Below are 14,041 nucleotides of genomic sequence, written 5' to 3' on the forward strand. Positions count from 1 at the left end.
TGCGCTAATGGCACGGCCAATATGCGTTTCTGAAATTGAAATTTCCAGTGGTAATGTTAAATTGGTTTGATTATTGTTATAATGTTTGTACATAGAGATTCACTCCTATCCTTGGGTTTTTGTCGATTTAAGAATAGCAGAGTTGAATTCTCTGTGCTACATAAAATGCAAAAAAGCCTCGGAAAAATTTCCGAAGCTTTTTTGCGTTAACTAGGACTTTTGTCCCAGCCTCATTCTTTTGATGTCGTTACAAGGGTAAAGAAATTCTGATTTTCTACTTTGTATATACTAGCTGAAATGTCGTTGTCTAAGCGATAAGGCGTGGATTGAAGTCAATATTTGAGACAGGTTTTAAGAGACATTCAGAACCGCGTTTACCTTCCACAGCTCAAATAAATCATTAATCGTGATTAATAACTTATTTGAATTATGGAAAGCATTAAATCAGGCGGCCATTTGGCTCGTAAGTGTTGCGATTTCAACTTGTAAGGGGGTCTGGTAGCCCAGTGAACTATGAATTCTCTTCCTATTGTAGAAAGTTGTAGAAAGTTGTAGAAAGCATGCACATATTCAAAAAGGACAGCAGCGGCAGTTTCATAATTCTCAAAGACCGGCACTGGATAAACACATTCCTTTTTGAGGGAAGCGTGAAAGGATTCCATTGGCGCATTATCATACGGACAACCCTTACGGCTGTATGAGTGGCGGATATGTAGTTCTGTTAACCGTTGGTTGTAATCATCGCTGGTGTACTGTGATCCTAAATCCGTATGGATAATCAGGTCCCCAGTAATGGTTCGATTTTTAACCGCGCTTTCAAGGGTCTTTAAGACTAAATCAGTATCCATCTTTTTTGAGAACGAATAGCCGATAATTCGTCTTGAGTGCAGATCCATGATGGTTGATAAGTAACACCAGCCATTACGCTTCGTTTGAATATAGGTCATATCAGCGGTCCATTTTTGATTTAAACCAGTGGTCGAGAAATCCTGCTTAAGCAAGTTGGGACGCTGTTCAACCTTGGTTTTGGAAGCCGAAGCCGCTTTCCATTTATTGACGGTAACGGAGTGGATATCCAGTTCCTTCATGAGCCGGGAAATCCGTCGTGGACTGCACCGAAGCTGCAGTGGTTGAAGTTCCAGATTCAATTCATGGTGGATCTTCATAACACCGTATCGCTGCTTAAATTCCGCAAAGATCCGCAGAATCCGTTGTTTCAAGTCCGCATCTTCGGCCCGGCGTTTTGAAGGTTTGGGGGATCGATAACGATAATACTGAGCTCTGGAAACACCGAGGATTCGGCACATCTTGGTTACCTGGTGGTGATGGCTTTCTTGGTGAATGTAATCAAAGATATTGGTTACTTCTGCGCAAGGAAGCCCAGGGCTTTTTTTAGGATTTCGTTCTCCTCAGACAGCGAAGCCAGTCGCTTTTCCATCGCTTTGATTTCGTCTGGCGATTTACCGGATTGAGTTTTGGCCTGGCCCTGGATCCACTTATGAACGGTTGAATAGCCAATGCCATATTCTCTGGCCAGTTGGGCAGCTGATTCGCCTTGCTTATATAGGTTGATAATGTTTTGTTTGAATTCTTTGTCGTAACGAGTTGGCATGTAAAAATTCCTTCCTTTTGAGAGATGATTTATTCATTATACCCTCTCTTAAAAGTTGTCTCAGGAATCAGCTTACATCCAGCGTGTGCTGATTGGCAATAGCTAAACGATATTTATAGGAGCCTTTAGTGCGAACTTTCTTTTCAGAAACACCTTTTAGGTTATGACCATAATATAAATACAATGTATTTCCCTTAACAATTGAACGAGTTATCTTGGCATAACTGGTTGGAATTGTCTGCCTTTGATAACGACTTATGATGTTTTCAGTCGCTCGCCGATTAGAATACCTATAATATTCAATATACCCATCAGAAGTTAATTTAACAGCATTGCTATGGTATGTCCCAAGTTGCGAAAAGCCAGTTACCCCACCGGAATACAGTACATTATTGCCGTATGGCAGCATATATACTGGACGCTTAATGCGCACAGCTTTTTGAGAATAGTTAATGGCGAATGTTGGCCCACCAACTAAACGATTTTTTCCAAGAAGTTTATGCTTTAGAGTATAGCTGAGATCGATTCCAGTCCCATAAAGCACGTGCTTTCCATTTTTCAAACCCGTAAATTGGGAATCAACAACCGTTCCCTTGGGCAGAGTCACACTTGCACGTTTGGTTAATGCATCCTGATCGGTTCCCGGCTTATTAATATAATAATAGATAGACGTTTGGGTAGCTCTATTTAATTTGTAGAATCGATGTTTAATGCTATTTTTCTTAATGTAACTAGAACTCACCCGCTTCACGCTATTGGCAGACACAGATACAGCTGCTAAACTTAATGTTCCCAGTGTGATACCAGCAATTGCTGATAAGCTAATAAATATTTTCTTCATACGTTCCCCTCCAGTTACTTAACAGTGTATCCAATTCCTTGCAAAATAGCTATTTTCTTGGCTGGTAATTACAACTTGTAAGGAGTTCAACTCGCTACAACTTAACCTGGCGCTTCTTCTCATTCATTGTGAGCCTGTTTAGAACCTCTTTAGAATTAACGCCAAGAAAGCCAGCGCCACAATTTGTAAACTTGGATTAACTTATTGTTTACAGTTCTTCGAGCGTGTCCGGCATTTGCCTAGCCATCAAAGAAGTTCTCATTTTTCTATCTAAGGGAGCTATCTTTAGCACTTGCCACATTTTTAATGCTAGCAATTTCTGTCGGGACGCAAACATTAGTGTCTCCCAAAGTTTGCTTAAGCGCGTTATCATTGGTATGTGCTATGCTAAAAGCGTCAATGAATGAAGCTGGGTGAATGATCATGATCGATCAATTTTTCGATAAAAAATTCATTTGGAAGATGATTTGGGTAGCGATTGGGACAGTTATAGCCTGCCTGTTATTTGTGCTGGCAGGCTTTTCCACCAATCTATCACCAGCATTAGTCGATCAAAGTAACACCCCCACCCAGCAGGTTGATACAACGGATACCCCGGCATATAGTCCGAAAACCAATTTTCATTGGTCAACCAAGATCGTTGCCTACTTTATTACCAAACGGACGAATGGGCATTATCGAAATGTCTGGATGCAGGCAGTTAAAGCTTGGAATGCTGTCGGGGTAGTTGATCTGGTGCCAGCAGTTAATGATGATCGAGCTGACGTCATTCTCAGTGTCAAGCAATCCTATCAGGAAGGTGGCGGCACGATTGAGAACGTCGCCGGTGGGGTTGTTGGTTACACCAGCGAGGAATTTGGTCACGTGGACGGAATTCCGCTATTCGTTCATCAAAATAAAAGTTATTTGATTGTTGATTCGCTCAAACAAGCCCACTACGATTCGGTGAATGAGCAGGCAAGTGTGGCAATGCATGAGCTGGGGCATGACCTGGGATTGGAGCATAGTGACAGTCCCCATTCGATCATGCAGCAGGCTGCGCCAACTTATCTGGATAGTATTCCGGAAGTTGATGCGAAACATTTGGCACAGTTGTATGCTGGGGTGCCGAGGGGGTGATGGCAGTTGGATAATAACTACGTGCTCCAAGATTTAAAGGTATTTTTGCGCAAAAAAGAGTGGCTCACCATGCCACTCCCTATGATAAAAACTATAAGTATTACATTTATCGCATTACACGGCCAACAGAACCCCGACAGAATAGTGAATAATCATAGTAATGATACCAACAATAATATTTCGAATAATAGCTGTTTTGACCAACCCATTTCCCAAGCGGGCGCTCAGGTAACCGGTTAAACCAACCGAAAGGCAAACGGCCAGAATGGTTGCCGGCCACTGGAAAGCAACCGGTGTAAGGGTCATGGCACATAGTGGGAAAATACCACCCGCAGCGGCAGAGAACAGTGATGAGAACGCTGCGTCCCACGGATTCATGTAGTGGCCCAACTTAAGGTCATACTTGACACTGACAATGGTTTCCAAGGGATTTTTGCTCATCAAGTCCTTTGCAATCTTATCGGCAGTTTGTTTGGTGACACCCTGATCAACGTAATAATCAGACACCACGTCGAGTTGGTCCTGATAATAAGTCTTCAGTAATGCCCTTTCTTTAGTAACCACAGATTGTTCAGTATCTTTTTGGGTACTAACTGAAGCATATTCGCCCGATGCCATCGAAAAGGCACAGGCTAACAGGTCGGATAATCCGGCAATGAAGATGGTAAATTGGTTGGTTGTTGCCACGGCAACACTAAATAGCACCCCGACAACGGTCAAAATGCCGTCGTTTGAACCCAGCACTCCGGCTCGCAATGTATTGAGTTTTTCATCCATTGTCTGCCCATTTTTTTTCTTTTTGGAACGAACGCTTACCATATTTTTCGCCTCACTTCTTTATAAATTAAGTTCAAGATCCAATCAAAGTTCCGATGGTGTAGGTCACCAACATGGTCAAAATTCCGGAAACAAGGTTTCGCATCATGCCGCGAGTCTTGTTGGCATTGCCTAATTGAGCGGCGGTGTAACCGGTAATTGCCAAAGCAATCACAACGGCAATGAAAGTGGCCGGAATGCGAATGGTCTTTGGGAACAATGTAATCGCTAAAAGTGGTAAAATTGATCCTGTCGGAAACGAAATCATGGAAGCAATTGCCGCTGACAAGGGATTGGTATATTCGCCAACGTTAAAGCCATATTTCTGGCGAACGGTTGTCTTGATCGGATCCTTGGTCATCATTTCGCTGGTTGCCTGGTTGGCTAAATCAGGGGAGATACCGTCACCCATCAGTTTGTGTTTGACGGTGTTAAATTCATCGTCATAAGCGGAACTTAACGCCGCTTTTTGAAGGCTGATTGCGTGTCGCTGAGAATCCTTTTGTGTATTAACGGAGACCCACTCCCCCATAGCCATTGAAACGGTTCCGGCCAACATGCCTGAAATACCTGAAATAAAAATCGCAAAATTATTCGATGTCGCACCAGCAACACCGATAACAATTCCGGCAACTGAAACGATGCCGTCATTGGCTCCCATCACTGAAGCCCGCAGAACGTTGATCTTTTGTGAAAGTGATCTTTTCTTTGCCATGTACTTACCTACTTTGTAGTTTGTAATCATTGTTATCTAACAAAAATTATTCTAAACCTTTTTTTGTTGAAAGTAAATTAAAAGTATTGCTACAACTAACGTTCCTATCATTGCACTTATTCGGTTAGATTTAAAGTACTAATTTAGAACCACTATCAAATAGTTAGTTGGAGAATTGCGACAAATCATTATGAATAAGGAGAGATCAACCATGTCCAATTCAATTATTACACAATTGAGCCAGCACCGTAGTATTCGTCAGTTTGAAGATAAGCCATTGAGCTCACGGCAAGTCACTGAGCTGGTCGATGCGGCCCAGCATGCTTCGACCAGTACCTTTTCTCAGCAATATTCAGTTATCAGTGTCACCGACCCGGAGATGCTAAAAGAAATTGCCAAGATTACCTGGCATCCTTGGATGCTCAACGGTGGCCATTACTTTGTGATGGTGGCCGATCAGTATCGGAATCTGCGGATCGCCCAAGCACAAGGGGTTGATCCATATATTTTGCACTCAACTGATAAATTTCTTGCCAGTGTTTTTGACACTGCAATCGCCACCGAAAACATCATGGTGGCTGCAGAAAGCATGGGCTTAGGCGGCACGATCATGGGCAGCATTCTGAATAATCCCAGAAAAATGATTCAATTATTAAAATTACCTGAGATGAGATTTCCATTGTTAGGAATTGTCATCGGCTATCCAAAAGACAAACCAGAACTAAAACCTAGGCTGCCAAAGGCATCGATGCATTTCGAAAACCAATACCATCTGAATGCAAACTTCGACCGGAAACTAGCCGATTATGATCGCTTGACCAGTGCTTATTACCACTCCCGTACGAGTAATGACCGATCGGAAACCTTTAGCCACCATATCGTTGCTGAACTCAGCGGTAACCGAAATCTTCGATCAGACTTGTTTGCGGTGATTCGCGCACAAGGATTCATGACACATTAAACAATTATTAGCAAAAATAGTTGACTTTTAAGAGGTTAAACATTACACTATTAGGTAATTGATCGACAGTCATTTGAATTTCACAATGTTGAGGAGAAGAGTAAGCTGTTGTCCTGTATTAAGCGACCGCTGATAGTGAAAGAGCGGACAGAGATGAGCTGAAAGTGCGCTCCGAGTTGTGGTGTTTAACTTAAGAGTTTTTAGAATGAGACAGCTTGTTGTTAGACAAGTCGCAAAAAAGGGTGGAACCACGGTAATTCGTCCCTGATAACCAGCTAGGCTGGTTGTCAGGGACGTTTTTGCGTTCAAATGACTGTAACTAATTTGGAAGGAGATGATTGAAGATGAGCAGCTGGGCCATTATCCAACAAAGTTTGCCAATGTTTGGAAAGGGATTCGAACTGACCCTTTGGCTTTCCTTTATCGGGATTATTGGATCGATCATTGTTGGTATAATTGTGAGCCTGCTTCAATACTTTAAAGTGCCGGTTCTTCATCAACTGGCTTCGATTTACGTTGAAGTGTCCAGAAACACGCCATTGTTGATTCAGCTATTTTTCTTGTATTACACGTTTCCGGTCATCGGGATCAAATTTGGTGCTCAGTTGTGTGGCATCATCGGATTGATTTTTCTTGGCGGCAGTTATATGGCCGAAGGATTTACCGGTGGTTTCAATGGCGTTTCCAAAGGTCAATTAGAGTCGGGCAAAGCGATTGGCCTAAGCCGCTGGCAGCTTGCCAGATACATTGTCTTTCCACAGGGATTTTCGTTAAGTGTTCCGGCAATGGCCGCCAATGTCATCTTCCTGATTAAAGAAACCTCGATCTTTACGGTGATTGCGATTCCTGAGCTAACCAACACCGCGCTGGATTTGATTGGGATGTATTACCGGTCCAACGAGTATCTATTGGTGTTGGTCATCGGCTATGCGATCATTTTAATTCCGCTATCAATCATTTTGACTTTACTAGAAAAGAGGGTTCGCTATGGATCATTCGGGAATTAGTGTTTTATTCGAAGGAACCAACTTTGAGCGCTTGCTCGGCGGCCTCTGGGTAACGGTTAAAATTGCAGCAGTGGCCTTGATTGTCGGCTTGATTTTGGGAATTATCTTGGGTGTTTTGCGGACCTTCAAGAACCGGCCGCTGCGAGTATTGCTGCGACTTTACCTTGAGTTTTTCCGAATCGTTCCAACCGTTGTCCTACTGTTCCTGTTTTATTACATTTTGCCACGCCAATTGAATTTCAACCTGCCGGGTGACCAATTGGCCACTTTGGTGTTCGCTTTATGGGTCGCCGCTGAAATGAGCGATATCGTCCGGGGTGCCCTAATTTCGGTGCCACAACATCAGCGCGAATCTGGTAAGGCAATTGGGTTAAATCGCTATCAGCTTTATCGCTATGTCTTGATTCCCCAAGCGATCAGTTTAGAAATTCCAGCGACCATTAATTTGGCTACTCGGGTCATCAAAACGACGTCACTTTTGATGCTGATCTCGGTGATGGATGTAATCAACATTGGCCAGCAAATTATTGAGGCCAATAACCACACGCATCCAACCGGGGTTTTCTGGGTTTATGGATTGATATTCCTATTCTATTTCCTGATCGATTATCCACTATCTTGGTGGGCCAAACGACTAGAAAAGAAAAGATTGGAGCGGGCAAATGGCTGAGCAGATTTTACAGGTTGAACATTTAGAAAAGTATTATCAGAAAAAATATGTATTACACGATATTAATTTTCACGTAGATAAGGGCGAGGTTGTCACGTTGTTGGGACCGTCTGGATCCGGGAAGAGTACCTTGATTCGCTGCCTTAATGGTCTGGAGGAATACCAGCAGGGGACGATCACCTTTGAGGGGGAGCAGATTAACCCGACCGAGAAGAATTGGCAGCAGATCCGCCAAAAGATCGGCATGGTCTTTCAAAGCTACGACCTATTTCCAAATTTGACCGTCATGGATAACATTTTACTTGGACCAACCAAGGTTCAAAAGCAGGATAAGTTCGCTGCCAAAAAGGAAGCCTTAGACTTGCTCGAACGGGTTGGCCTCGAGGATTATGCCAATGCCTACCCTCGTGAGTTATCCGGCGGTCAAAAGCAGAGGGTGGCGATTGTTCGCGCCCTGGCCCTGCATCCTGACTTTATGTTGTTTGATGAAGTGACGGCTTCACTGGATCCCGAAATGGTCCGGGGAATTCTTAATATCATTCAAGATTTGGCTGATGTTGATCACATGACCATGATCGTGGTCACCCATGAAATGAACTTCGCCCAGCAGATTGCTGATCGAGTGATTTTCCTGGAAGATGGTCACATTTTGGAACAAACACCATCGAAACAGTTTTTCAGCGCAACACAAACCAAACGCGCACAAGCATTTTTGGATAGTATGGATTTCTAATATTGAGGAGGAACAAGTTCATGAAGAAAAAATCATTTACACGAATTATCGCTGCCGTGAGTGTTTTCGCTGCCCTACTACTGGTTTTAACCGGCTGCGGCAACGCGAAGAAGTCAAGTTCGCAGAGCAATAACCCAAGTTCTGTTCAACAGATCAAGAAAAACGGAACAATCAGGATTGCGGTTTTCGGTGACCTGCCACCGTACGGCTGGGTGAACAAGGACGGCAAGCGGGTTGGTTACGATGTTACTTTAGCCCATCAGGTCGCCAAGGACCTCGGCGTAAAGGTTAAGTTTGTCCAAGTTAACGCCAACAACCGGGTTGATGCTCTGAACTCGAATAAAGTTGACTTAGTGCTCGCGAACTTCACGGTGACGCCAGAACGGAAACAGGTAATCGATTTCGCCAAACCGTACATGAAAGTTTCCGTTGGGGTGGTTTCACCTAAGAACAAGGCGATTACTAAAGCCAGCCAGTTGAAAGGTAAGAATTTAATTGTGACTAAGGGAACGACCGCAGAGAATTACTTCACTTCCAAGCAACCTAATGTGAACCTGCTGAAGTTTGACTCCAAGACCCAGCAATTTAACGCTTTGAAGAATGGACGTGGGGTTGCGCTGGCTGACGATAACTCATACCTTTATGCTTGGTCCAAGGACAACCCGAGTTACACGGTGGGCATTAAGAGTATCGGTCCTAAATCTTATATTTCTCCAGCTGTGAAGAAGGGCAATAAGTCACTCCTTAACTGGACCAATAAGGAAATTAACAAATTAACCAAGCAGCGCTTCTTTGTTAAGGATTACAACACACAGTTGAAGCCTTACTTCGGTAAAGAAGTTAAACCGTCTGATATTGTTCTGCCGGTGAAATAAGGATTCATCAGAGGGTGGGATAAAAGTATTTACGTCCCAAACTGCTGCTATTGTTTTAAATGTTACGTTGCAGAAATATGGAATATAAAGCACCTTCCGGCCATATAAGCAGGCAATCCAAATATCCAAGTACGGGATATTCGGATTGCCTGCTTATATTCTGAAAACTAAGCGCTTTATATGCCACTCTGGCACATTAAAAAATAATTAGAGTTGACGAGGGGATTCTAGTATGTTTTAATGAATTCAACATTTTAAGAAAGGAATTATCTCTATGACTACTCAACGTCAACAATTGAATGCCTATTATTACGGCTATGCATGGTTTAAGTAGCGCCCGTCAGATGCGGGCGCACAACGCGTTCGCGTCTAACCTGGGCAAAGTCGTAACTTTGTTGCTGCCAGCTAGACGCTAGAGTCTAGCTGGATGGGGATCATTTCTTAAGCGAGTGAATAAGAAATTAGCCAGCTGGATTCTAATATCCGGCTGGCTTTTTGTTTACTTACATAACTTGGGAGAGTGATATTATGACGAAATCAAACAGACGCAGACTATCAATGGCCCTGTACTTGAACTACCTGGTTCATGGCATTGGACTCATTATTTTAACGCAAAATATGCAGGCCCTCGGTGGCTTTTGGCATGTCCCAATCGCGACGGTTTCCTACGTCATTTCAGGCATTGGGATTGGGAAGCTAATTGCCTACTTCCTATTCGGCTACCTGTCTGATCGGTTTGGCCGCCAAAAGTTGGTGTTGACCGGAACCCTCAGCTACATGGTATTTTTCATTGGCATTCCTTTTACCCACAATATCGCAATCGCCTACCTGTTTGCGATTGTTGCGGGAGTTGCTAATTCGGCTCTTGATTCGGGCACCTACCCAACCTTTGTGGAAATGGGCGGTAACTCGAGTGCTTCGAACGTTTTCATCAAAGCCTTCATGAGCTTGGGTGAATTCATCCTGCCGCTATTCATTGCCACTTTGGAAGCTCATCAATTATGGTTCGGCTGGTCATTTATCGGTGCCCTGTTGGTCTTAATCGGCAACTTGTTCGTTCTTCGTGGCGCAGAATTTCCAGATCGAAATCGGGCTGATGAAGAATTCAGTGAAGAGCACCAATCACTTTCCAAGATTCGCAGAGTGATCGCGACAGTTGCGCTTGCACTATACGGTTACACAACCATGGCGATCATGATTTTGTTTACACAGTGGATCAGTATGTTCGCCACCAACGATCTTGGTTACAGTTCCTTGATCTCGCATGGCCTGCTGTCGCTGTACAGTATTGGTTCAATCAGCGGCGTGATTGTCACGTTCATCCTATTGAAATTGAACTTCACCGAAACCAAATTGTTAGTGGTGGCGAATACGATTTCTCTAATCGCGATTCTCACGGTAACCCACACATCAACCGTCATTGTCACCTCAATTGCCTGCTTTATTTTCGGCTTCACAGCAGCCGGTGGGGTCATGCAAATTGCGCTGAACGTTTTGTTGAAAATGTTTCCTGAGCATAAAGGCGTGATTACGGGGACTTACTTTACCTTTGGCAGTATCGCCACCTTTACGATCCCGATTGCGACCGGACTCTTATCGAAAACCAGCATTCAGTCTGTCATGAATTTTGACGTGCTGATTGGCCTGGTCGGTACCGGCTTGGTGGTAGTGACCGCCCTGGCCATCAGCAATGGGAATGCTTTTGCGCATGCAGGCCAATCAATGATGGCACTTCTTCATGTCGGCGCAGCACCGGTTAGTCAAGGACGTTCAAAAGATGAATAATAGTCACATTAAAAGGAAACCACAACTTTGCGGTTTCCTTTTTATTCAATGTCAAATTGTGCCATTTCTTTACGCAGATCATCAATCGCAATCTGCCCCGGAGCTGACGCATCACCGACCGTCGCAAAACTCAAAACGGAGCCAAACAGTGGTGCGGTGATCCGAGAGATTCTCCCGAGATTGCCCATGGAAATCGCAATGATGGGAATATCCAGCTTTTCAGATTCTGTTGCCGTTGCCCGCATCATGGTGAGGACGTCTTTGAATTTGCGTGGCATGGCAGCGATCTTTGCAATATCAGCATTTTGATTCTGTATTTGCTCAAGTAAGCTGATAATCTCCAGCTCTGGTGGTGTGCCTTGAAATTCGTGGGCACTTAAGATTACCTTGATATTGTGTTGGTGTGCCAAGTAGATCAAGTCGCTAATGACGGCTTCGCTGAAATGCAGCTCAATGTCGAGCATGTCTGTCAGCTGGTGATCAATCAGCCACTTATAGAGGGCCACATAAGTTGTCTCCTCAAGGTCAGCTTCACCACCTTCACTGGCAGTCCGAAAAGTGGTTAGAAGAACCGTATCCCCCAGAATTGGACGCAATTTGGTGTATGTGGCTTGATAGATGTCGCGATCCAAAAGGTCTTGATCATAGTCGATCCGCCATTCAACGACATCGGGCTGGGCGACAATCGCCTTTTGTGCCTGAGTCGTGATGGCATCCATGGTCTTACCGGTTATCGGCACCGCAATCTTGGTCGTGCCGGTGACAAATGATGTTTGCCCAACCGTTAACATTCCGCTCATCTCATAAGCCTCGCTTTCTTTTCCTCAGAAAATCTTGTCCCAATTCTACCAAGTGGTGGCTGCATTCGCAACACACAAAAAGCCTCCCACAGGTTTGGGAAGCTTTAATGATGAACTAGAAACCACGAAAGTCACCTCTGCCAAAGTACTGCAGATTAGCCAATAACGGCTTTTGCATGAGTGTTGGTAGGGTAACAAATGTGTAGCCGCGTTTCTTTAATGACCGAATAATTTGTGGAACAGCGGCAACCGATGTCGGGTGAATATCATGCATCAAAATAATTGACCCGGGGTGAGTGGTTGCCAGTACGTGGCTGACGGTCTTTGGCGTATTTAAGTAAGCCCAATCCCGCGAGTCGACGTTCCAGCGAACAATCGGTCGGTCAAACAAGTTGCCGATGCGGCCGTTAACTGCACCGTATGGCGGTCGGATGTAAGTAGGAATCGTCCCAGTCGCCTTATAGATCGCCGCATCAGTTAAAGCAATTTGGTGAATCGCTTTGGTAGTAGACAGCGTTGTTAAGTCCGGATGATTCCAAGAGTGGTTGCCGATTTGGTTGCCATATTTGAGCACCAGCCGGCTAATGCTTGGATAGCGGTTAACACTTTGACCGACCTCAAAAAATGTGGCGTGGACGTTGTAGCGTTTCAGGGTTTTGAGTAATTTCGGTGTTAAGGTCGGATCCGGGCCATCATCAAAGGTCAAAGCAACGACTTTCTTGGGCGTCTTTGGTTTAACAAAGTCGTATTTCGACGGCATATATCGATTGAGAATAATACCGGTTAACTTGTTGAGCGGGATAGCCACGTTTTTGACGCCATAGGAATTTTTGACCAAATGGATTGTTAAGCTGGTCTTACTCAAGGTAAAGTTGTGAGCAGTTAATCGCTTCGGTAAGGGCAGATAAATAAGATTTTGAACCTGTTTACCGGTTAATTTGTGGTCTTCAGCTAGTTGAGCGCGGGTCAATTGGCGAATGGTACCCAGCCGGTGGAGACTATTATTGGTGATTTTTCCATAAGTTAAAGTCGTGGCCGCATGTGCTTGTGGGACTGAATGATTGCTGATACTGAATGTTAATAACGATGCAGCTGCGATACTGAACGTTAACAATGCGCGTTTGTTGATCATGATGATCACCCCAAATTACTTTCAAATTTGACTTCAATCACATTTTCACATTGCGTTTGAGGGAAGTCAATCAAACTTATTTTTGATTTTTTGGGGGTGCGGTCAAGCCTTGATGACACGGCAATGTTAGCTGGAATTGTCATACAAAGTGGCCGGTGATTTTGAGAAAGGGTGTTGACATTATTTCTCAAATTCGTTATTGTACATGACATTAGATATCGATGAGAAAGTGCTTAGAGAAATTGAAAAGTCGGTATTAAGAAGTTTAAAGAGAGCGTCGTTATCTGTGAAGACGTAATTTCTTAATCACTTAAAGTCAATTTTGAGCACGGTGATTCGCCAAGAGTCACTAGGGTGCGCCCAATACAGCGCCAACGTATACCGAGTCGACCGGTCGTACGTGAGAGGTGGAATGATTTTCCACAATGAAGGTGGTACCGCGCAAAAGCGTCCTTTTAGAAGTTTATCTTCTGATTGGACGCTTTTTGTGTTTCATGGACACAAACGCGGCTGTATCTCATCGATATCAATACAAAATTATTGGAGGAATTGCGATGTTTAAGGATATTAGATTTACAGCCATTGTCAGTATAGTCATTGGGTTTATGGCTGTCTTATTAAGTGGCTGTGCGTCGATAGCAGTCGGTGGCGGGGCAGAGAGCGCTGAAAAAGCCTTAAAAATAACGATTCCAGGTGAACCATTGACGATTGACCCGACCAAGTCCATTGAAACCAATGGTGGTGCAGTTATCGACCAAGTAAGTGAAGGAATCTATCGAAGAGATGCTGATAATAAAAGGAAGTTTGTCAAATGGTGTTGAAGGATAGTTTCTATCCTTTGGAGATCTCCTCGTGTGGGAGATCTTTTTTGTTGTTTTATTAGTTGCGGCGTTTAATCTGGTGTGTTGTCTGAATATCGTACTTGAAGGCATAACAAATAAGCCTACCATCGTGACGTTATTGTGGTAGATAATC

Annotated in this window: 15 protein-coding genes; 8 read left to right on the forward strand and 7 right to left on the reverse strand. The window is 43.9% G+C overall.

What is annotated here, in order from left to right; translation table 11 throughout:
* Positions 1-410: 410 nt before the first annotated feature.
* From LPKJCM_RS13320 to LPKJCM_RS00015, 3 genes are all read right to left on the reverse strand, one after another.
* A complete protein-coding gene (locus LPKJCM_RS13320) occupies positions 411-1,355 on the reverse strand; it encodes an IS3 family transposase (RefSeq protein WP_094193565.1) in 945 nt (314 codons plus the stop codon).
* Between the two features lie 5 nt (positions 1,356-1,360).
* Complete coding sequence (locus LPKJCM_RS13690; protein WP_002816285.1) at positions 1,361-1,612, reverse strand: IS3 family transposase; 252 nt, start codon at positions 1,610-1,612, stop codon at positions 1,361-1,363.
* 67 nt (positions 1,613-1,679) lie between these two features.
* On the reverse strand, positions 1,680-2,453 hold the full coding sequence (locus tag LPKJCM_RS00015; RefSeq protein WP_057961784.1) for a hypothetical protein: 774 nt from the start codon (positions 2,451-2,453) through the stop codon (positions 1,680-1,682).
* 423 nt (positions 2,454-2,876) lie between these two features.
* Here LPKJCM_RS00015 and LPKJCM_RS00020 point away from each other — a divergent pair, with 423 nt between their 5' ends.
* Positions 2,877-3,572 (forward strand): matrixin family metalloprotease, encoded by a 696-nt coding sequence (locus LPKJCM_RS00020; protein ID WP_057961785.1) that lies wholly within the window; start codon positions 2,877-2,879, stop codon positions 3,570-3,572.
* A 114-nt stretch (positions 3,573-3,686) separates the two neighbouring features.
* On the opposite strand, the gene LPKJCM_RS00025 is transcribed toward LPKJCM_RS00020, so the two are convergent.
* Together LPKJCM_RS00025 and LPKJCM_RS00030 are read right to left on the reverse strand one after the other, a co-directional pair.
* Complete coding sequence (locus tag LPKJCM_RS00025) at positions 3,687-4,391, reverse strand: VIT1/CCC1 transporter family protein (RefSeq protein ID WP_057961783.1); 705 nt, start codon at positions 4,389-4,391, stop codon at positions 3,687-3,689.
* Positions 4,392-4,422: 31 nt separating this feature from the next.
* Complete coding sequence (locus LPKJCM_RS00030; protein ID WP_057961782.1) at positions 4,423-5,103, reverse strand: VIT1/CCC1 transporter family protein; 681 nt, start codon at positions 5,101-5,103, stop codon at positions 4,423-4,425.
* Between the two features lie 211 nt (positions 5,104-5,314).
* Between LPKJCM_RS00030 and LPKJCM_RS00035 the strand changes: the two genes are divergently transcribed.
* The 6 genes from LPKJCM_RS00035 (at position 5,315) to LPKJCM_RS00060 (ending at position 11,134) form a co-directional block, all read left to right on the forward strand.
* Positions 5,315-6,064, forward strand: a complete 750-nt coding sequence (locus LPKJCM_RS00035; RefSeq protein ID WP_057961781.1) for an NADPH-dependent oxidoreductase — start codon at positions 5,315-5,317, stop codon at positions 6,062-6,064.
* Positions 6,065-6,408: 344 nt separating this feature from the next.
* On the forward strand, positions 6,409-7,071 hold the full coding sequence (locus LPKJCM_RS00040) for an amino acid ABC transporter permease (protein ID WP_057961780.1): 663 nt from the start codon (positions 6,409-6,411) through the stop codon (positions 7,069-7,071).
* On the forward strand, positions 7,052-7,741 hold the full coding sequence (locus tag LPKJCM_RS00045; RefSeq protein WP_057961779.1) for an amino acid ABC transporter permease: 690 nt from the start codon (positions 7,052-7,054) through the stop codon (positions 7,739-7,741). The genes LPKJCM_RS00040 and LPKJCM_RS00045 overlap by 20 nt, the downstream gene beginning before the upstream one ends.
* Entirely contained in the window at positions 7,734-8,474 is a 741-nt protein-coding gene (locus LPKJCM_RS00050) for an amino acid ABC transporter ATP-binding protein (protein ID WP_057961778.1), read from the forward strand. Before LPKJCM_RS00045 ends, LPKJCM_RS00050 begins: the two co-directional genes overlap by 8 nt.
* A 20-nt stretch (positions 8,475-8,494) precedes the next feature.
* Entirely contained in the window at positions 8,495-9,349 is an 855-nt protein-coding gene (locus LPKJCM_RS00055; protein ID WP_057961777.1) for a transporter substrate-binding domain-containing protein, read from the forward strand.
* 528 nt (positions 9,350-9,877) lie between these two features.
* A complete protein-coding gene (locus tag LPKJCM_RS00060) occupies positions 9,878-11,134 on the forward strand; it encodes an MFS transporter (RefSeq protein WP_057961776.1) in 1,257 nt (418 codons plus the stop codon).
* A gap of 41 nt (positions 11,135-11,175) precedes the next feature.
* On the opposite strand, the gene aroD is transcribed toward LPKJCM_RS00060, so the two are convergent.
* Positions 11,176-11,934 carry a type I 3-dehydroquinate dehydratase gene (gene aroD, locus LPKJCM_RS00065; RefSeq protein WP_057961775.1) on the reverse strand — a complete coding sequence of 253 codons (759 nt, stop codon included), beginning with the start codon at positions 11,932-11,934 and terminating at the stop codon, positions 11,176-11,178.
* 115 nt (positions 11,935-12,049) lie between these two features.
* Positions 12,050-13,066 (reverse strand): polysaccharide deacetylase family protein, encoded by a 1,017-nt coding sequence (locus LPKJCM_RS00070; protein WP_057961774.1) that lies wholly within the window; start codon positions 13,064-13,066, stop codon positions 12,050-12,052.
* A gap of 554 nt (positions 13,067-13,620) precedes the next feature.
* Between LPKJCM_RS00070 and LPKJCM_RS00075 the strand changes: the two genes are divergently transcribed.
* Complete coding sequence (locus LPKJCM_RS00075; protein WP_057961773.1) at positions 13,621-13,887, forward strand: hypothetical protein; 267 nt, start codon at positions 13,621-13,623, stop codon at positions 13,885-13,887.
* The last annotated feature ends 154 nt before the right edge of the window (positions 13,888-14,041 follow it).

The organism is Lentilactobacillus parakefiri (assembly GCF_002157585.1).
Classification (GTDB): Bacteria; Bacillota; Bacilli; order Lactobacillales; family Lactobacillaceae; genus Lentilactobacillus; species Lentilactobacillus parakefiri.